Here is a 19,286-nt window from a genome sequence, read left to right as displayed (position 1 = left end):
CTATTCTCTACGATTTGCCCAGGGCGGCGTAGTGCTCTGGTCTTTGGTTACATTATCGAAGGGGGCTAGTTGGCCCGGCTTCACTTGCGCTTGCCAATCGGCACAAACTTCAGGTTTTCCGGGCCGGTGTAGTTGGCACTCGGGCGGATGATCTTGTTGTCGATGCGCTGCTCGATAATGTGCGCGGCCCAGCCCGAGGTACGCGCGATCACAAACAGCGGCGTGAACATCGCTGTCGGCACGCCCATCATGTGGTAGCTCACCGCGCTGAACCAGTCCAGGTTCGGGAACATCTTCTTGATGTCCCACATCACCGTTTCCAGGCGCTCGGCGATGTCGAACATCTTCATCGAGCCGGCATCCTTCGACAGCTTCTTCGCCACTTCCTTGATCACCTGGTTGCGCGGGTCGCCGGTGGTGTACACCGGGTGGCCGAAGCCGATCACAACTTCCTTGTTCTCGACGCGGCGGGTGATATCGGCCTGGGCCTCGTCCGGGTTGTCGTAGCGCTTCTGGATCTCGAACGCGACCTCGTTGGCGCCGCCGTGCTTGGGGCCGCGCAGCGCGCCGATGGCGCCGCTGATCGACGAATACATGTCCGAACCCGTGCCGGCGATCACGCGGGCGGCGAAGGTCGAGGCGTTGAACTCGTGCTCGGCGTACAGGTTCAGCGAGGTGTTCATGGCGCGCTCCCACAGTGCCGACGGCTTCTCGCCGTGCAGCAGGTGCAGGAAGTGGCCACCGATGGAGTCATCGTCGGTTTCGACTTCGATGCGCTTGCCATTGTGGCTGTAGTGATACCAGTACAGCAGCATCGAGCCCAGGCTGGCCATCAGGCGGTCGGCGATGTCGCGCGCGCCCGGGGTGTTGTGGTCTTCCTTCTCCGGCAGCACGGTGCCCAGCACCGACACGCCGGTGCGCATCACGTCCATCGGGTGGGCGCTGGCGGGCACCCATTCGAGCGCGGCCTTCACATTGGCGGGCAGGCCGCGCAGGCTCTTGAGCTTGGCCTTGTAGGCGGCCAGTTCGGATTTGGTCGGCAGCTTGCCGTGCACCAGCAGGTGGGCGATCTCCTCGAACTCGCAGGTCTCGGCGATGTCGAGGATGTCGTAGCCGCGGTAGTGCAGGTCGTTGCCGGTGCGGCCGACGGTGCACAGCGCGGTATTGCCGGCGGTCACGCCCGACAGGGCGACGGATTTCTTGACCCGGGGCGCGGCTGGCTCGCTGCCCGTGGCGTCGGGTGCGGCGGCGGGTGCGGCGAACTTCGAGGCGGACATCCGTGTCTCCTTGGGCGCTGTCCTGATTGGTTTTTGGTATGGGTATCGCTTCAGGCGAAGAACAGCGCTTCCACATTGGCCGGCAGCGGCGTGCCGGTGGCCTGCGCGCGCTGCAGCAGCGACCAGTAGTAGCGGTAGCTGGCGCGGTCGTGCAACTGGCCGTCGTGGCGGATCGGGGCCCAGTTGTTCTCGTGCGCCGCCAGCAGGATCTGGCTGGCCGCGCCGATTTCGTCGGCGCCCGGGCGGAACGCCGCCACGATCGGTGCGATCTGTTCCGGATGGATGCTCCACTTGCGCAGGTAGCCGAACTCGCTGCGCGCGCGCAGCGCATCGTCGCCGGCGCGCTGCGGTGCCTGCACGTCGGTGCTGACGTTGTGCGACGGCACCTTGCCGTGGCGGTGGCAGGCGGCGGAAATCTCCAGCATGGCGCGGCGGATCAGCGGGTGTTCGAACTGCTGCGGCGAGCGCATGGCTTCGCCCGGGATGGCGCCATGATGGGCCGAGACAAAGTCCATCAGGCCGAAGCTCAGGCATTCCACCTGCACCAGCGCGGCAATATCGAAGGCCTGTTCCAGCGCGGCGTGGGTCTCGACCAGCACATGGATCGGGATATGCCGGGCGATGCCGGCATTGCGCGCCACCTGGTTGACGTGATCGGTCACGCGCGCGACCTCGACCACGTCGGTGACCTTGGGCACCACCACATAGGCCAGGCGCGCGCCGGCGGCACGCACCAGCACGTCGACGTCTTCGCGCCAGCTCGGGTGGGCCGGGTCATGGATGCGCACGCCGACGCGGTTGTGGGCATTGAGCGGGCTGTTGACCAGCTGCGCGCACAGCTCGGCATGCTCGCGCTCACGGCCGACGGCGGCGCCGTCCTCGCAGTCGAAGGTGATGTCGAAGACCGGGCCAAGCTCTTGTTGCAGGGCAAGCGATTTGCGCATCAGCTTTTCGCTGCCCGCGTAGTGGTCACACACCGGCAACTGGACCGGGATGGCTTCGCCCTGGAACAAGACCTCGGAAGGATGCACGTTGATTCGGATAGATTTGGGTTGACGGGGGAGAGCAGGGGCCATCGTAGCCCCTGGATATTAAAAAACCGGGGTCCGCGCTGATTCGTGAATCGTTGCGGAACCCCGGTCTTTCCTCGAGCGATCGGAGGATCAGCCCAGCAGGTGCTGCACGCCGGCCTTTTCTTCTTCCAGTTCGTTCAGGGTGATATTGATCTTTTCCTGGCTGTAGGCGTCGATCTCCAGACCCTTGACGATCTCGTACTTGCCGTTGGCGGTGGTCACCGGGTAGCCGAACATGGTGTCGGCCGGGATGCCGTACTCACCGTTCGACGGGATGCCCATGGTGACGACCTTGCCGTTGGTGCCCAGCACCCAGTCGCGCACGTGGTCGATGGCAGCGTTGGCGGCCGAAGCAGCCGACGACAGGCCACGCGCTTCGATGATGGCGGCGCCGCGCTTGCCGACGGTCGGCAGGAACACGTCGTTGTTCCACACCGGGTCGTTGATCAGATCCTTGACGCTCTTGCCGTCGACGGTGGCATAGCGGTAGTCGGCGTACATGGTCGGGCTGTGGTTGCCCCACACGAACAGCTTCTCGATCGACGACACCGGCTTGCCGGTCTTGGCGGCGATTTGCGACAGGGCACGGTTGTGGTCCAGGCGCAGCATCGCGGTAAAGTTCTCGCGCGGCAGGTTCGGGGCCGACTTCATGGCGATGTAGGCGTTGGTGTTGGCCGGGTTGCCGACCACCAGCACCTTGACGTTGCGGCTGGCGACTTCGTCCAGCGCCTTGCCCTGCACCGTGAAGATCTGGGCATTGGCTTCGAGCAGGTCCTTGCGCTCCATGCCCTTGCTGCGCGGACGGGCGCCAACCAGCAGGGCCACGTCGGCGTCCTTGAAGGCAACCTTGGGGTCGTCGGTGATGACCACGCCGGCCAGCAGCGGGAATGCGCAGTCTTCCAGTTCCATCACCACGCCCTTGACGGCTTGCTGGGCTTGCGGGAGGTCGAGCAGTTGGAGGATGACCGGCTGGTCTTTGCCCAGCATGTCGCCATTGGCGATGCGGAACAGCAGGGAGTAGCCGATCTGGCCAGCGGCGCCGGTCACTGCGACGCGCATTGGGGCTTTAGCCATGAGTAAATCTCCAAACGATAGAAGGGGGGAAGCCGGTCGGTGGCATGCCGTTGCCGTAACAAGGGGCGCGGCGGGGTCACCGGGTGCTGGTTGTCGCCACAGCGGGGAGCGGCCGTCCGCCGGAGCCAGGTGGCGGGGCCACGGGGCGGAACCGGTGAGGAGAGCCACAACGGGTCATGGTGATGCAACAAAGCGTTAGTCTACTGCGAAGCGAGGCGCCATTTCCAGACCGGAGCACTGCCGTCCGGTATCCTGGCTGCTGCTGGCGCGCCTGGGAGGGCCATCGCGGGCGTGGACCAGCGCGAGTGTAGGTCGGGCCTCTCACGATGTCAATTCATATGTCTTATATAAGACATAAGACAATTAACGTAAGGCTGGACGTATCTTGCCCTTTTGTGGTGAAATCCCGCTATGTCCTCCCTGCCTACGTCCCTGACCGGCGCAGCCGCACCCGGCGCGCCGGAATCTGGCGCCGCCACGCCTGGCGCCGGGACGCAGCCGCCTTCTTCGCCGCCCGCGCCTGTGCCGCCCGCGCCTGTGCCGCACGCGGCCCCGCAATCTGGCCCCACCTCTGGTCTGCAGTCCGTGCCGTCGCCTACCTTCAGCCCGCTCTACCAGCAGATCAAGGCGCTGATCACGCGCAGCCTGCAATCCGGCGAATGGAAGCCCGGCGAGATGATCCCCAGCGAAATGGAGCTGGCCTCCCGCTACAAGGTCAGCCAGGGCACGGTGCGCAAGGCCATCGACGAACTCGCCGCCGAGAACCTGGTGGCGCGCCGGCAGGGCAAGGGCACCTTCGTGACCACGCACCATGAAGACGTGGTCAAGTTCCGCTTCCTGCGCCTCGTCCCCGACGAAGGCGAACCCCATTATGGCGCCAGCCGCGTGCTGGAATGCAAGCGCCTGCGCGCCCCCGCCGAAATTGCCCGGCTGCTCGACATCCGCACCGGCGACAGCGTGGTGCAAATCCGCCGCGTGCTGAATTTCTCGGGCGAGTCGACCGTGCTGGACGAAATCTGGCTGCTCGGCGCCAACTTCAAGGGCCTCACCGCTGAAAAGCTGACCGAGTGGAAGGGCCCCATGTATGCATTGTTCGAGGCCGAGTTCGGCACGCGCATGATCCGCGCCTCGGAGAAGATCCGCGCCGTGCCCGCCGATGAAACGGCGGCCGAGTTGCTGTCTGTCCCGGTAGGCTCGCCGCTGCTGTCAGTCGAGCGGGTGTCGTACACCTATGGCGACCGCCCCGTCGAAGTGCGCCGCGGCCTGTATGTGACTACGCGGCACTATTACCAGAACGACCTGAGCTGACGCCGGCGCATGGCATGATGCGCCCGCTGGCGTTGATTATTGTGGCTTTCGTCATGACGGTGCGGGCTGTTGCGCAGCGCGGGTGAAGGTTGCGCCTGATTGCCGGCGGATGTGATTAGTGTGCGATTGTCGGGCGGTACGTGTTGGTGCCTGATAGCTGAAAATTATTGGTGCAGCGCGCAACAAAGGCGCTAAAATCTCATGGATTTGCCCTAATGCATCCCGTTGCATGCAGGGCAATGGCAGTTTCGTTTTTTGTTTACCGCAAAATGGGGTCTCGCATGGCTGAAGCCGTCAAACAAGCCAGGCCGGAGTACCGGAATATCGGTATCGCGCAAATTGCGCGCTACCGGTTGCCCTGGGCCGGCAAGGTATCCATCCTGCATCGCGTGAGCGGTGCGTTGATGTTCCTCCTCCTTCCCTTCGTCCTGTATCTGTTTGAGCAGAGCATCACTTCGGAACTGAGCTTCGCAAAGTTCTCGGCGCTTCTGTCCGGCGGCTTCGTCAAGCTGGTTCTGCTGGTCCTGATCTGGGGTTATCTGCATCACTTCTGCGCGGGTATCCGTTTCCTGCTGCTGGACGTGCACGTCGGCGTTTCCAAGCCGGCCTCGGCCAAGTCTGCCATCGGCGTGCTGGTTGTGAGCCTGCTGCTTACCCTGATTTTCGGCCTGAAGCTGTTCGGCCTGTTCTGAGGAGAATCAAGGTGGCAAACAATAATATCGGTCCCAAGCGTCTTGTCGTCGGTGCGCACTACGGCCTGAAAGACTGGCTGGCGCAGCGCGTCACGGCCGTGATCATGGTGGTCTTCACCGTGGTCCTGGCCATTGCCTTCCTGCTGTCGAACGGCGCTTCGTATGAAGCGTGGGCAGGGCTCTTCTCCAACCAGTGGATGAAGATCATCACGTTCCTGACCATCCTGTCGCTGCTGTATCACGCCTGGATTGGCGTGCGCGACATCTGGATGGACTATGTGCGTCCGATGGCCGTGCGCCTCGTGCTGCAAGTTCTTACGATTCTGTGGCTCGTCGGTTGCGCGGGCTACGCTGCTCAGATTCTCTGGAGGGTGTAATAAATGGTCGCAGTCAAGACTGGATTGCCGCGTCGCCGTTTCGACGTGGTCATCGTCGGTGCTGGCGGCGCCGGGATGCGCGCATCCCTCCAGCTCGCGGAAGCCGGCCTGAACGTGGCCGTGCTGTCCAAGGTGTTCCCGACGCGCTCGCACACGGTGGCGGCACAGGGCGGCATCGGCGCTTCGCTGGGGAACATGAGCGAAGACAACTGGCACTACCACTTCTACGACACCATCAAGGGCTCGGACTGGCTGGGTGACCAGGACGCCATCGAGTTCATGTGCCGTGAAGCCCCGAAGGTCGTGTACGAGCTCGAACACTTCGGCATGCCGTTCGACCGCAACCCCGACGGCACCATCTACCAGCGTCCGTTCGGCGGCCACACCGCCAACTACGGTGAAAAGCCGGTGCAGCGCGCCTGCGCCGCGGCTGACCGTACCGGCCACGCACTGCTGCACACGCTGTACCAGCGCAACGTGCGCGCCAAGACCCACTTCTTCGTCGAGTGGATGGCGCTGGACCTGATCCGCGACCAGGACGGCGACGTGCTGGGCGTGACCGCGCTGGAAATGGAAACCGGCGAGGTCTACATCCTCGAGGCCAAGACCACGCTGTTCGCGACCGGCGGTGCCGGCCGCATCTACGCCGCTTCCACCAACGCCTTCATCAACACCGGTGACGGCCTGGGCATGGCAGCGCGCGCAGGCGTGCCGCTGGAAGACATGGAATTCTGGCAGTTCCACCCGACCGGCGTGGCCGGCGCGGGCGTGCTGATCACCGAAGGCGTGCGCGGCGAAGGCGGTATCCTGCGCAACAAGGACGGCGAGCGCTTCATGGAGCGCTATGCCCCGACGCTGAAGGACCTGGCGCCGCGTGACTTCGTCTCGCGCTCGATGGACCAGGAAATCAAGGAAGGCCGCGGCTGCGGCCCGAACGGCGACTACGTGCTGCTCGACCTGACCCACGTCGGTGCCGAGACTATCATGAAGCGCCTGCCGTCGATCCGCGAAATCGGCATGAAGTTCGCCAACGTCGACGCGATCAAGGAACCGATCCCGGTGGTCCCGACCATCCACTACCAGATGGGCGGTATCCCGACCAACTATCACGGCCAGGTCGTGGTGCCGAAGAACGGCAACCCGAACGAAGTCCTGAACGGTTTCTACGCGATCGGCGAATGCTCGTGCGTGTCGGTGCACGGCGCCAACCGCCTGGGCACCAACTCGCTGCTCGACCTGGTGGTGTTCGGCCGCGCCGCCGGCAACCACATCATTGCGCAGAACCTGAAGCAGAAGGAACACAAGCCGCTGCCGGCCGATGCCGCCGACCTCGCGATGTCGCGCCTGGCCAAGCTGCAAGGGACGACCTCGGGCGAATACACCCAGGACGTGGCCAACGACATTCGCAAGAACATGCAGTCGCATGCGGGCGTGTTCCGTACGCAGAAGCTGATGGACGAAGGCGTCGAGCGCATCCTGGAAGTCTCCGAGCGCGCCAACAACATCCACCTGAAGGACAAGTCCAAGGTCTTCAACACCGCGCTGGTGGAAGCCCTGGAAGTGGCCAACCTGGTGGAAGTGGCCAAGGCCACCATGATCTCGGCGGCGGCTCGCAAGGAATCGCGCGGTGCCCACGCGCACAGCGACTTCCCGAATCGCGATGACCAGAACTGGCTCAAGCACACGCTGTTCTACAGCGAAGGCAACCGCCTCGACTACAAGCCGGTGAAGATGGAACCGCTGACGGTGGAAAGCGTGCCGCCGAAGGCCCGTACCTTCTGAGCACCGCATCGTAGAGATAACAGGACCCACAGAAATGAAGCGTATTTTCGAAGTCTACCGCTACGATCCGGACAAGGATGCGGCACCGCGCATGCAGACCTACGAGGTCGAGCTGGACGGTCACGAGCGCATGCTGCTGGACGCGCTGGTCAAGCTGAAGAAGCTGGACGAGACCATCTCGTTCCGCCGTTCGTGCCGCGAAGGCGTGTGCGGCTCGGACGCGATGAACATCAACGGCAAGAACGGCCTGGCCTGCCTGACCAATATGCGCGAGCTGCCGGACCGCATCGTGCTGCGTCCGCTGCCCGGCCTGCCGGTGGTGCGCGACCTGATCGTCGACATGACGAACTTCTTCAAGCAGTACAACTCGATCAAGCCGTTCCTGATCAACGACGAGCCGCCGCCCGAGAAAGAGCGCCTGCAGTCGCCGGAAGAGCGTGACGAGCTGGACGGCCTGTACGAGTGCATTCTCTGCGCCAGCTGCTCGACGTCGTGCCCGTCGTTCTGGTGGAATCCGGACAAGTTCGTCGGCCCCGCCGGCCTGCTGCAGGCTTACCGCTTCATCGCGGACAGCCGCGACCAGGCCACCAGCGAGCGTCTGGACAACCTGAACGACCCGTACCGCCTGTTCCGTTGCCACAGCATCATGAACTGCGTCGATGTGTGCCCGAAGGGTCTGAACCCGACCAAGGCCATCGGCAAGATCAAGGAGCTGATGGTCCGCCGCGCGGTCTGATCCTGCGGCTGTCTGCAGTAGTTGTAAGCGGCACGTCAGCCCGAGCGGCTATATCGGGTTGGCGTGCCGGAAGTAGGAAGCCATGACTGAGAGTCCTGCCACCACTTTCTCCCATCAGGCCGATCCGCACAAGCGCGCCCGCCTGCGCTGGCGCGCCCGCCGCGGCCTTCTGGAGAACGACATCATCGTCGAACGTTTTTTCAACCGTTACGAGGAGAGCCTGTCCGACGAGGACGTGGCTTCGCTGAGCGTGCTGTTCGAACTCAGCGACAACGAGTTGATGGACCTGCTCCTTGCGCGCAAGGAACTGGACGGTGAGCTCGACACGCCCCCGATGCAGCGAGTGATCACCCTGCTGCGTACGGTCTGAGTTTTGGTCAACATTATTATTCACAGCATTTGAAGGATCCGACATGACGCCGTCCGATGTGAAAGCCACGCTATCGTTCTCCGATGGTTCCCCCAGCGTTGAGCTGCCGATTTACACGGGTACCGTTGGCCCGGATGTAATCGACATTCGCAAGCTGTACGGACAGACCGGTAAGTTCACTTACGACCCCGGTTTCATGTCGACGGCTTCGTGCAATTCCAAGATCACCTATATCGACGGTGACAAGGGCGAGCTGCTGTACCGCGGCTACCCGATCGAGCAGCTGGCGCAGAAGTGCAACCACCTCGAAGTCTGCTACCTGCTGCTCAAGGGCGAGCTGCCCAACGCCAAGCAGAAGGATGAATTCACCGGCCACGTCATGAACCACACCATGGTTCATGAGCAGCTGCAGTTCTTCATGCGCGGTTTCCGCCGCGATGCCCATCCGATGGCCGTGCTGACGGGCCTGGTGGGTGCCATGAGCGCGTTCTACCACGACGCGATGGACATCGATGATCCGCACCAGCGCGAGATCTCGGCCATCCGCCTGATCGCCAAGATGCCGACCATGGTCGCCATGGCGTACAAGTACAACATCGGCCAGCCGTACATCTATCCGCAGAACGACCTGTCCTACTCGGGCAACTTCCTGCGCATGCTGTTCGGCACGCCGTGCGCCCCGTACACCGTGAACCCGGTGCTGGAGCGTGCGCTGGACCGCATCTTCATCCTGCACGCCGACCACGAGCAGAATGCCTCGACCTCGACCGTGCGCCTGGCCGGTTCGTCGGGCACCAACCCGTTCGCAGCCATCGCCGCCGGCGTGGCCTGCCTGTGGGGCCCGGCCCACGGCGGCGCAAACGAAGCCGCGCTGAAGATGCTGGAAGAAATCGGCAGCGTCGACAACATCAACGAGTTCATCAAGCAGGTCAAGGACAAGAACTCGGGCGTGCGCCTGATGGGCTTTGGCCACCGCGTGTACAAGAACTACGATCCGCGCGCCAAGCTGATGCGCGAAACCTGCCATGAAGTGCTGGAAGAACTGGGCCTGCACAACGACCCGCTGTTCAAGCTGGCCATGGAACTGGAAAAGATCGCCCTGGAAGACGAGTACTTCGTCAGCCGCAAGCTGTACCCGAACGTCGACTTCTACTCGGGCATCGTCCAGCGCGCGCTGGGTATCCCGACCTCGCTGTTCACCTGCATCTTCGCGCTGGCCCGTACCCCGGGCTGGATCTCGCAGTGGGAAGAAATGATTACCGATCCGGAGTACAAGATCGGTCGTCCGCGTCAGCTGTTTGTTGGCGCAGCTACCCGCGACGTGCCGGACGTTGCCAAGCGCTGATCGCTGGCTTTTCATCCGGCTGCGCGATGCAGCAATCACAAACGCCCCGGCCCGCCGGGGCGTTTGTGTTTCTGGGCCGGAGCGCCTTGTGCGTCGCAGCAGGGCAGGGAGCAGGAAATTGCCGGATAAGTGGTGAGAACGGCAATTTGCGGAGAATTGTGTCTCAGTCTGTCAATTCAGTTCCGCATTTGTTGTGCGATTTCCGCCTGTGGCAGGAAATTTGACCCTATAATGCGGGCTGCTTTGCCGACGGCAGCCGGGCCACCCTTCCGGCGTGCGGTGCGGCAAGCGGGGCAGGCGAATCGCTTGCGCAATAGAGAACGCATCAAACGTTGTCTTTCCGAACCTTGGTCCCGACACCCCAGCGGGACTGACACATGCCGGGCCCCGCATACGCTGTCTCTCCCTTGCAGGCCCGTCTTCCGCGTCTCGGGCGTCTTTATTCGTAGTCCGCGGGTGTTGTTCGATTGCGCAGGTCAAACCGTTTCTGCCCGGTTGACCCAAACATAAATCGAGGAGCTCCTGATGACGCTGTCCCGTCTTACGTCCATCTCGCTGGCCACCATGCTGGCCACCATTGGCGTCGCTGCCAACGCCGAAACCGTGAAGATCGCCATTGCCGGCCCGATGAGTGGCTCGGTGGCGCAGTATGGCGACATGGTCAAGGCCGGTGCGCTGACCGCCATCGAACAGATCAACGCAGCTGGCGGCGCCGGCGGCAACAAGTTCGAAGTGGTGATGATGGACGACGCCTGCGAGCCGAAGCAGGCCGTGGCGGTTGCCAACAAGATCGTCAGCCAGAACATCAAGTACGTGATCGGCCACGTCTGCTCGGGTTCGACCATCCCGGCTTCGGACATCTACGAGAACGAAGGCATCGTCATGGTGACGCCGTCAGCCACCGCGCCGCAGCTGACCGAGACCAAGAAGCGCAAGTTCATCTTCCGCACCATCGGCCGCGACGACCAGCAGGGCCCGGCCGCTGCCCAGTACATCATTAGCAAGGTCAAGCCGAAGAAGGTTGCGGTGCTGCACGACAAGCAGTCGTACGGCCAGGGCATCGCCAGCTCGGTGAAGAAGGACCTGGAAGCCGCCAAGATCCCGGTGGCCGTGTTCGAAGGCATCAACGCCGGCGATTCGGATTACTCCGCCGTCATCACCAAGCTCAAGTCGCAGGGCGTGGACTTCGTCTACTTCGGCGGCTACCACCCGGAAATGGGGCTGCTGCTGCGCCAGGCGCGCGAGCAGGGCGTCAAGGCCACCTTCATGGGCCCCGAGGGCGTGGGCAACAAGGACGTGACCGCGATTGCCGGCCCGTCGTCGGAGGGCATGCTGGTGACGCTGCCGGCCGACTTCTCGGCCGATCCGGCCAACGCCGCGCTGGTGAAGGCCTTTGCCGACAAGAAGCGTGACGCCAACGGCCCGTTCCAGATGCCGGCCTATGCCGCCGTCAAGATCATTGGCGACGCCATTGCCGGCGCCAAGAGCACCGACCCGGCCAAGGTTGCGGCGTACATGCACAAGAACGCCTTCACCACCCCGATCGGCAAGGTCGAGTACGACGACAAGGGCGACCTGAAGTCCTTCAAGTTCGTGGTCTACACCTGGCACAAGGACGCCAGCAAGACGGCCGCCAACTAAGCCGGCGCTTTCCCACGCACACGCCCCGCCCGGACCCCGGGCGGGGCGTTCTGGTATCGGGCTTCAAGTTCCTGAGGCTTCCCCAATGAATGAATTCCTTCCACAGTTCACCCAGCAGCTGGTCAATGGCCTGACGCTGGGTGCGATCTATGCACTGATCGCCATCGGCTACACAATGGTCTACGGCATCATCGGCATGATCAATTTCGCGCACGGCGAGATTTACATGATCGGTGCCTATGTCGGCCTGGTCACGCTCACCGCGATCGGCGCCCAGGCAGGCTACCCCCTGCCGCTGGTGCTGGGCGCCGCCTTGCTGGTCTCGGTGCTGGTCACCGGGGTGTACGGCTATGCGGTCGAGCGGGTGGCATACCGGCCCTTGCGGGGCGGACCGCGGCTGGTGCCGCTGATCTCGGCCATCGGCATGTCGATCTTCCTGCAGAACTATGTCCAGATCGGGCAGGGCGCGCGCGACGTGTCCGTGCCGGTGCTGATCTCGGGCGCCATCGAGTTCCAGATGGGCAGTGACTTCACCGTGACGGTGCCGTACTCGCGCCTGCTGATCGTCGGCGTGACGCTGGTGCTGATGATCGCGCTGACGCTCTTTATCGGCCGTTCGCGCATGGGCCGTGCCTGCCGCGCCTGCGCCGAAGACATGCGCATGGCCAACCTGCTGGGCATCGATACCAACAAGGTGATTTCCTTCACCTTCGTGCTGGGTGCGATGCTGGCGGCGGTGGGCGGCGTGCTGATCGGCCTGACCATCGGCAAGCTCAATCCCTTTATCGGCTTTATCGCCGGCATCAAGGCCTTTACCGCGGCGGTGCTGGGCGGCATCGGCAGCATCCCGGGCGCGATGCTCGGCGGCGTGCTGCTGGGCCTGGCGGAGACCTTCGCCTCGGGCTATATGCCGGCCGAGTACAAAGACGTGGTTGCGTTCAGCCTGCTGGTGCTGGTGCTGCTGTTCCGTCCGACCGGGCTGCTGGGCAAGCCTGATGTCGAAAAGGTCTGAGGGAGGACGAGACCATGACCAACAAAATTAGCGCGATGCCCGCGGGGCAAGCCGCCCGCGCGGCCGCACCCGGGCAATCGCTGAAGAACGCGATCTTCGCGGCCGTGATGACGGCCATCCTCACCATTCCCATCCTGGGCCTGCAGCTCAAGCTGGAAGGCTACAAGGTCGTGCTCGAGCCGCACTGGCGGCCGGTGTGGATCGCCGTGGCGGCGGTGTTCCTGTTCCAGTTGTTCAAGCCGCTGCTGTCGCGTGCCGGCAGCGCCGTGCGCCTGCCGTCGGTGCCGCAACTCGGGGCGCGCCAGCAGCGCGTGGCGGTGTGGGTGCTGCTGGCGATCGGGCTGGTGTGGCCGTTCTTTGGCTCGCGCGGCGCGGTCGACGTGGCCACGCTGGCGCTGATCTACGTGATCCTGGGGCTGGGCCTGAATATCGTGGTGGGCTATGCCGGCCTGCTCGACCTGGGCTATGTCGGCTTCTACGCGATCGGCGGCTATAGCTATGCGCTGCTGAACCAGTACTTCGGGCTGGGCTTCTGGGAATGCCTGCCGATCGCCGCGGCAATGTCGGCGACCTTCGGCTTTATCCTTGGCTTCCCGGTGCTGCGGTTGCGAGGAGACTATCTGGCGATCGTGACGCTGGGCTTCGGCGAGATCATCCGCCTGCTGGCCAACAACCTGACCAGCCTGACCGGCGGCCCGGACGGCGTCTCGGGCATCCCGAAGCCGACCGTGTTCGGCATCGAAATGGCGCGCAGTGCGAGCGTGGAGGGCACCAGGACTTTCCATGACCTGATCGGCCTGGACTACAGCGGCCAGCACATGGTGATCTTCCTGTACCTGCTGGCGCTGCTGCTGGTTGGCTTCACGCTGTTCGTCACCAGCCGCCTGATCCGCATGCCGATGGGCCGCGCCTGGGAAGCGCTGCGTGACGACGAGATCGCGTGCCGTTCGCTGGGCATGAACCCGACCCGCATCAAGCTGTCGGCGTTCACGCTGGGCGCATCGTTCGCCGGCATCGGCGGCGCGTTCTTCGCGGCGCGCCAGGGGCTGGTCAATCCGGAATCGTTCACCTTTATCGAGTCGGCGCTGATCCTCGCCGTGGTGGTGCTGGGCGGCATGGGCTCGCAGCTGGGCGTGATCCTGGCGGCGATCCTGCTGACGGTGCTGCCCGAAGTGGCGCGCGGCTTTGCCGAATACCGCATGCTGATCTTCGGCCTGGTGATGGTGCTGATGATGATGTGGCGTCCGCAGGGCCTGCTGCCCGCGAGCCGTCCCCACGTGGAGTTGCCGCGATGACCAATGTGCAACAAGCGGTGCAAGCAGCCGAGCTGCTGAAAGTCTCCGGCCTGCAGATGCGCTTCGGCGGCTTGCTGGCCGTCGATGGCATCGATTTCGATGTTCGCAAGGATGAGGTCTTCGCCATCATCGGCCCCAACGGCGCCGGCAAGACCACGGTGTTCAACTGCGTGGGCGGCTTCTACAAGCCGACCGCGGGCGATGTCACGCTCGACGGCCGCGACATTGCCGGCCTGCCCAGCCACAAGGTGGCGCGCCAGGGCCTGGTGCGGACCTTCCAGAATATCCGCCTGTTCAAGTCGCTGACAGTGGTGGAAAACTTGCTGGTCGCGCAGCACCTGCAGGTGCAGTCCGGCATCCTGCGAGGCCTGTTCGCCACGCCGGCCTACCGACGCGCCGAGCGCGAGGCGCTGGAGCGCGCCGCGGTCTGGCTGGAGCGCATGGGCCTGACCAAGGTCGCCAACCGCGAGGCCGGCACGCTGTCGTACGGCCACCAGCGCCGGCTGGAGATCGCGCGCTGCATGATCACCAAGCCGCGCCTGCTGATGCTGGACGAGCCCGCCGCCGGCCTGAACCCGCAGGAGAAGATCGAGCTGCAGCAGCTGATCGACCAGCTGCGGCGCGAGTTCGGCATCTCGGTGCTGCTGATCGAGCACGACATGAGCCTGGTGATGGGCGTGTCCGACCGCATCCTGGTGATGGAGCACGGCAAGCCGATCGTGATTGGCAAGCCGGAGCAAGTGCGCAACGACCCGCGCGTGATCAAGGCCTACCTGGGAGAGGACTGATGCTGAAGCTGGAACAGGTCCATACCCACTACGGCGCCGTCGAGGCGCTGTCGGGCGTATCGATCGAAGTCAACAAGGGGGAGATCGTCACCCTGATCGGCAGCAACGGCGCCGGCAAGACGACGCTGATGATGACCGTATGCGGCACGCCGCGCGCGTCCAGCGGGCGCGTGACGTTCGAAGGGCAGGACATCACCAACCGGTCCACACACGAGATCATGCGGCTGGGCATGGCGATCTCGCCCGAGGGCCGGCGCGTGTTTCCGAGCCTGACGGTGCTGGAGAACCTGAAGATGGGCGCTTTTTTCGCCAGGCGCGACGAGATCGAGGCGGGCATCGAACACGTCTTCAAGCTGTTCCCGCGCCTGAACCAGCGCGCCAGCCAGCGCGCCGGCACCATGTCGGGCGGCGAGCAGCAGATGCTGGCGATCGGCCGCGCGCTGATGAGCCGGCCGCGCCTGCTGCTGCTGGACGAGCCCACGCTTGGGCTGGCGCCGCTGATCATCGCGCAGATCTTCGACATCATCCGCACCATTCGTGACGAAGGCGTCACTGTGTTCCTGGTCGAGCAGAACGCCAACAAGGCGCTGCAGGTGGCGGACCGCGGCTATGTGCTTGAAACCGGCAAGGTGGTGCTGGCCGATACCGGCGCCAACCTGCTGGCCAACGACCGGATCAAGGCCGCCTACCTGGGCGGCTGATCCTGAGAGGCCGCCGCCTCAGCCGCCTCCCCAGGCGGGGCGGCGGCCTTTTCCTTTTCGCCATCCGCGAAATCCCCCTTTCGCCAATCACATTACATCGCAGCCGCCGCCCGGGCCGGACAGGGGGCTGAGTGCCGCACCCCCTGTGGCATAATCGATTGCCAAGTCAAGCATTGCCGCAACGCTTGAAATAACGCTCGCTTCAGGCGGCTTCCGGCGCGATCATCGCTATCGCCCCCCGTGTTCGCCACCGCGACCGAAGCGAACAAAAACCCCTGCAAACTACTGCGCGGTCACCGCGGACTTCTCCTGCAAAGGGTTGGTCCTCCGGCCCGCCATCGCATCATGGCCAAGACGCTCTACGACAAACTCTGGGATGACCACACCGTCCACGTCGAGGAAGACGGCACCACGCTGCTCTATATCGACCGCCACCTGCTGCATGAAGTGACTAGCCCGCAGGCGTTCGAAGGGCTGAAGCTGGCGGAGCGTCCGGTATGGCGCATCAGCGCCAACCTGGCCGTGTCGGACCACAACGTGCCGACCACCGACCGCAGCCAGGGCATTGCCGATCCGGTGTCGAAGCTGCAGGTCGACACGCTGGACGCGAACTGCGACAGCTTTGGCATCACCCAGTTCAAGATGAACGACCACCGCCAGGGCATCGTGCACGTGATCGGGCCGGAGCAGGGCGCCACGCTGCCGGGCATGACGGTGGTGTGCGGCGACTCGCATACCAGCACGCACGGCGCTTTCGGCGCGCTGGCGCACGGCATCGGCACCTCGGAAGTGGAGCACGTGCTGGCCACGCAGACGCTGCTGGGCAAGAAGGCCAGGAACATGCTGGTCAAGGTGGAAGGCAAGCTGCCGCGCGGCTGCACCGCCAAGGACATCGTGCTGGCCGTGATCGGCAAGATCGGCACCGCGGGCGGCACCGGCTACACCATCGAGTTCGCCGGCTCGGCCATCCGCGACCTGACCATGGAAGGCCGCATGACGGTCTGCAACATGGCTATCGAAGCCGGTGCGCGCGCCGGCCTGGTGGCGGTGGACGACGTCACGCTCGAATACGTGAAGGGCCGCCCCTACGCGCCGCAGGGCGTGGAGTGGGAGCAGGCCGTGGCCTACTGGCGCACGCTGCATTCGGATGCCGGTGCCAAGTTCGACCAGGTGGTCGAGCTGCGCGCTGAAGACGTCCGTCCGCAGGTGACCTGGGGCACCTCGCCGGAAATGGTTATCAGCATCGAAGACCGCGTGCCGGATCCCGAGAAGGAAAAGGACCCGAACAAGCGCAACGCGATGGAGCGCGCGCTGGAGTACATGGGTCTGCAGCCCAACGTGCCGGTCGAGAGCATCAATATCGACAAGGTCTTCATCGGTTCCTGCACCAACAGCCGCATCGAAGACATGCGCGCCGCTGCGTGGGTGGTGCAGAAGCTGGGCCGCAAGGTTGCTGCCAACGTGAAGCTGGCGATGGTGGTACCGGGTTCGGGCCTGGTCAAGGAACAGGCCGAGCGCGAAGGCCTGGACAAGATCTTCAAGGCCGCCGGCTTTGAGTGGCGCGAGCCGGGCTGCTCGATGTGCCTGGCGATGAATGCCGACCGCCTCGATCCGGGCGAGCGTTGCGCCTCGACTTCGAACCGCAACTTCGAAGGCCGCCAGGGCGCGGGCGGGCGCACGCATCTGGTGAGCCCGGCGATGGCAGCGGCCGCCGCCATCGAAGGCCATTTCGTCGATATCCGCAAGCTGGGCTGAGGAAGTAAGGAAAGAGACATGGACAAGTTCACCGTACACAGCGGCCTCGTGGCGCCGCTCGACCGCGAAAACGTCGACACCGACGCCATCATCCCGAAGCAGTTCCTGAAGTCGATCCAGCGCACCGGCTTCGGCCCCAACCTGTTCGACGAGTGGCGCTACAAGGACGTCGGCCAGCCTGGCATGGACAACAGCAAGCGTCCGCTGAACCCGGACTTCGTGCTGAACCAGCCGCGCTACCAAGGCGCATCGATCCTGCTGGCACGCCGCAACTTCGGCTGCGGCAGCTCGCGCGAGCATGCGCCGTGGGCGCTGACGCAATACGGCTTCCGCGCCGTGATCGCGCCCAGCTTTGCCGACATCTTCTTCAACAACTGCTACAAGAACGGCCTGCTGCCGGTGGTGCTGACCGAACAGCAGGTCGATCACCTGTTCAACGAGACCAACGCCTTCAACGGCTATAAGCTGACCATCGACCTGGACAAGCAGGTGGTGCTGACGACGGGCGGCCAGGCGTATGAGTTCGACATCGCCCCTTTCCGCAAGTACTGCATGCTGAACGGCTTCGACGATATCGGCCTGACCCTGCGCCACGCCGACAAGATCAAGGCCTATGAGGCCGAGCGCGTGGCGAAGATGCCGTGGCTGAACAACCGCCTGGTCGGATAAGACTCAAGAGGAAAGACAACAATGAAGATCGCAGTCCTGCCGGGTGACGGCATTGGTCCTGAAATCATCGCGGAGGCCGTCAAGGTCCTGAACGCGCTCGACGAGAAGTTCGAACTGGAAACCGCCCCGGTGGGCGGCGCCGGCTACGAGGCCGAAGGCCATCCGCTGCCGGAGAACACCCTGAAGCTGGCCAAGGAAGCCGACGCCATCCTGTTCGGCGCCGTCGGCGACTGGAAGTACGACAGCCTGGAGCGCCCGCTGCGTCCGGAGCAGGCCATCCTGGGCCTGCGCAAGCACCTGCAGCTGTTCGCCAATTTCCGTCCGGCGATCTGCTATCCGGAACTGACCGGCGCCTCCAGCCTGAAGCCCGAGCTGGTGGCCGGCCTGGACATCCTGATCGTGCGCGAACTGAACGGCGACATCTACTTCGGCCAGCCGCGCGGCGTGCGCGAAGCGCCGGATGGCCTGTTCAAGGGCGCGCGCGAAGGCTTCGACACCATGCGTTACAGCGAGCCGGAAATCCGTCGCATCGCGCACGTGGCATTCCAGGCCGCGGCCAAGCGCGGCAAGAAGCTGTGCAGCGTCGACAAGGCCAACGTGCTCGAGACCTTCCAGTTCTGGAAGGACATCGTGATCGAGGTGCACAAGGAGTACCCGGAGGTCGAGCTGTCGCACATGTACGTCGACAACGCGGCCATGCAGCTGGTCAAGGCGCCCAAGAGCTTCGACGTGATCGTCACCGGCAATATGTTCGGCGACATCCTGTCGGATGAGGCCGCCATGCTGACCGGCTCCATCGGCATGCTGCCGTCGGCGTCGCTGGATGCCAACAACAAGGGCCTGTACGAGCCGTCGCACGGCTCGGCGCCGGACATCGCCGGCAAGGGCGTGGCCAATCCGCTGGCTACCATCCTGTCGGCGGCGATGATGCTGCGCTACTCGCTGAACCGCGCCGAGCAGGCCGACCGCATCGAGAACGCCGTCAAGAAGGTGCTGGCCCAGGGCTACCGCACCGGCGACATCCTGACGCCGGGTTGCAAGCAGGTCGGCACCCGCGAGATGGGCGACGCGGTGCTGGCGGCACTATAAGTCACACCGGAAGGGGGCGGTGCGCACGTAGTGCCCCCTTTGTCTGATTTGTCCCCTTTATTTCCCGTATCTGCACGCTGCGGCAGCGCCGCAAAATCGTGTAGACTCTGACGATGGCCCGATTTTCCCAGTCCACCCTGACTGCTGTTGCTGCCCTGACCGCTACCCGCGGCCCGGTCGGCACGATTTCGCTCGGCCAGACCGCAACGACGATTAAAACCATTATTAAAACCGCGATCGCCTAGATCCGTTCGTCGTGCCTGCCCGTCTTCCCCGCGCAGCCACGCCGGGCGAGGAAAATG

Annotated in this window: 19 protein-coding genes; 16 read left to right on the top strand and 3 right to left on the bottom strand. The window is 64.1% G+C overall.

Annotated features, from left to right (window positions below):
* Positions 1 to 80 precede the first annotated feature (80 nt).
* The 3 genes from prpC to CNE_RS12260 all read right to left on the bottom strand — a co-directional run bounded on the left by prpC (position 81) and on the right by CNE_RS12260 (position 3,424).
* Positions 81 to 1,277 (bottom strand): bifunctional 2-methylcitrate synthase/citrate synthase, encoded by a 1,197-nt coding sequence (gene prpC, locus CNE_RS12270; RefSeq protein WP_013957427.1) that lies wholly within the window; start codon positions 1,275 to 1,277, stop codon positions 81 to 83.
* A gap of 50 nt (positions 1,278 to 1,327) precedes the next feature.
* A complete protein-coding gene (locus tag CNE_RS12265) occupies positions 1,328 to 2,308 on the bottom strand; it encodes an HpcH/HpaI aldolase/citrate lyase family protein (protein WP_013957426.1) in 981 nt (326 codons plus the stop codon).
* Positions 2,309 to 2,440: 132 nt separating this feature from the next.
* A complete protein-coding gene (locus tag CNE_RS12260; RefSeq protein ID WP_010814614.1) occupies positions 2,441 to 3,424 on the bottom strand; it encodes a malate dehydrogenase in 984 nt (327 codons plus the stop codon).
* A 411-nt stretch (positions 3,425 to 3,835) separates the two neighbouring features.
* Between CNE_RS12260 and CNE_RS12255 the strand changes: the two genes are divergently transcribed.
* The 16 genes from CNE_RS12255 (at position 3,836) to CNE_RS42720 (ending at position 19,229) form a co-directional block, all read left to right on the top strand.
* The gene (locus CNE_RS12255; RefSeq protein ID WP_013957425.1) at positions 3,836 to 4,732 is read left to right on the top strand and encodes a GntR family transcriptional regulator; all 897 of its coding nucleotides are present in this window, start codon (positions 3,836 to 3,838) and stop codon (positions 4,730 to 4,732) included.
* Between the two features lie 281 nt (positions 4,733 to 5,013).
* On the top strand, positions 5,014 to 5,424 hold the full coding sequence (gene sdhC / locus CNE_RS12250) for a succinate dehydrogenase, cytochrome b556 subunit (protein WP_010814616.1): 411 nt from the start codon (positions 5,014 to 5,016) through the stop codon (positions 5,422 to 5,424).
* 11 nt (positions 5,425 to 5,435) lie between these two features.
* A complete protein-coding gene (sdhD, locus tag CNE_RS12245; RefSeq protein ID WP_010814617.1) occupies positions 5,436 to 5,801 on the top strand; it encodes a succinate dehydrogenase, hydrophobic membrane anchor protein in 366 nt (121 codons plus the stop codon).
* Positions 5,802 to 5,804: 3 nt separating this feature from the next.
* Positions 5,805 to 7,583, top strand: coding sequence for a succinate dehydrogenase flavoprotein subunit (gene sdhA / locus CNE_RS12240; protein WP_013957424.1), 1,779 nt, complete (start codon positions 5,805 to 5,807; stop codon positions 7,581 to 7,583).
* Between the two features lie 34 nt (positions 7,584 to 7,617).
* Entirely contained in the window at positions 7,618 to 8,319 is a 702-nt protein-coding gene (locus CNE_RS12235; protein ID WP_011298473.1) for a succinate dehydrogenase iron-sulfur subunit, read from the top strand.
* Between the two features lie 82 nt (positions 8,320 to 8,401).
* Positions 8,402 to 8,689, top strand: coding sequence for an FAD assembly factor SdhE (locus CNE_RS12230; RefSeq protein ID WP_013957423.1), 288 nt, complete (start codon positions 8,402 to 8,404; stop codon positions 8,687 to 8,689).
* A 43-nt stretch (positions 8,690 to 8,732) separates the two neighbouring features.
* Positions 8,733 to 10,034 carry a citrate synthase gene (gltA, locus tag CNE_RS12225; RefSeq protein ID WP_013957422.1) on the top strand — a complete coding sequence of 434 codons (1,302 nt, stop codon included), beginning with the start codon at positions 8,733 to 8,735 and terminating at the stop codon, positions 10,032 to 10,034.
* A gap of 525 nt (positions 10,035 to 10,559) precedes the next feature.
* The gene (locus CNE_RS12220) at positions 10,560 to 11,675 is read left to right on the top strand and encodes a branched-chain amino acid ABC transporter substrate-binding protein (protein WP_013957421.1); all 1,116 of its coding nucleotides are present in this window, start codon (positions 10,560 to 10,562) and stop codon (positions 11,673 to 11,675) included.
* Positions 11,676 to 11,760: 85 nt separating this feature from the next.
* Positions 11,761 to 12,687, top strand: coding sequence for a high-affinity branched-chain amino acid ABC transporter permease LivH (gene livH / locus CNE_RS12215; RefSeq protein ID WP_010814623.1), 927 nt, complete (start codon positions 11,761 to 11,763; stop codon positions 12,685 to 12,687).
* 14 nt (positions 12,688 to 12,701) lie between these two features.
* Positions 12,702 to 13,982, top strand: a complete 1,281-nt coding sequence (locus CNE_RS12210) for a high-affinity branched-chain amino acid ABC transporter permease LivM (RefSeq protein ID WP_013957420.1) — start codon at positions 12,702 to 12,704, stop codon at positions 13,980 to 13,982.
* Positions 13,979 to 14,770 (top strand): high-affinity branched-chain amino acid ABC transporter ATP-binding protein LivG, encoded by a 792-nt coding sequence (livG, locus tag CNE_RS12205; protein ID WP_013957419.1) that lies wholly within the window; start codon positions 13,979 to 13,981, stop codon positions 14,768 to 14,770. Before CNE_RS12210 ends, livG begins: the two co-directional genes overlap by 4 nt.
* Positions 14,770 to 15,471 (top strand): ABC transporter ATP-binding protein, encoded by a 702-nt coding sequence (locus CNE_RS12200; RefSeq protein ID WP_013957418.1) that lies wholly within the window; start codon positions 14,770 to 14,772, stop codon positions 15,469 to 15,471. Before livG ends, CNE_RS12200 begins: the two co-directional genes overlap by 1 nt.
* A gap of 345 nt (positions 15,472 to 15,816) precedes the next feature.
* Positions 15,817 to 17,226 carry a 3-isopropylmalate dehydratase large subunit gene (gene leuC / locus CNE_RS12195; protein ID WP_013957417.1) on the top strand — a complete coding sequence of 470 codons (1,410 nt, stop codon included), beginning with the start codon at positions 15,817 to 15,819 and terminating at the stop codon, positions 17,224 to 17,226.
* A gap of 18 nt (positions 17,227 to 17,244) precedes the next feature.
* Positions 17,245 to 17,895: a 3-isopropylmalate dehydratase small subunit gene (gene leuD, locus CNE_RS12190; protein WP_013957416.1), complete on the top strand. Its 651-nt coding sequence runs from the start codon at positions 17,245 to 17,247 to the stop codon at positions 17,893 to 17,895.
* A 21-nt stretch (positions 17,896 to 17,916) separates the two neighbouring features.
* A complete protein-coding gene (leuB, locus tag CNE_RS12185) occupies positions 17,917 to 18,984 on the top strand; it encodes a 3-isopropylmalate dehydrogenase (protein ID WP_013957415.1) in 1,068 nt (355 codons plus the stop codon).
* 113 nt (positions 18,985 to 19,097) lie between these two features.
* Entirely contained in the window at positions 19,098 to 19,229 is a 132-nt protein-coding gene (locus CNE_RS42720; RefSeq protein ID WP_013957414.1) for a hypothetical protein, read from the top strand.
* Positions 19,230 to 19,286: the final 57 nt, after the last annotated feature.

This window comes from Cupriavidus necator N-1 (genome assembly GCF_000219215.1).
Classification (GTDB): domain Bacteria; phylum Pseudomonadota; class Gammaproteobacteria; order Burkholderiales; family Burkholderiaceae; genus Cupriavidus; species Cupriavidus necator.
Note: the sequence above shows the minus strand (reverse complement) of the source record. Positions and strands in the feature narration are given on the sequence as shown.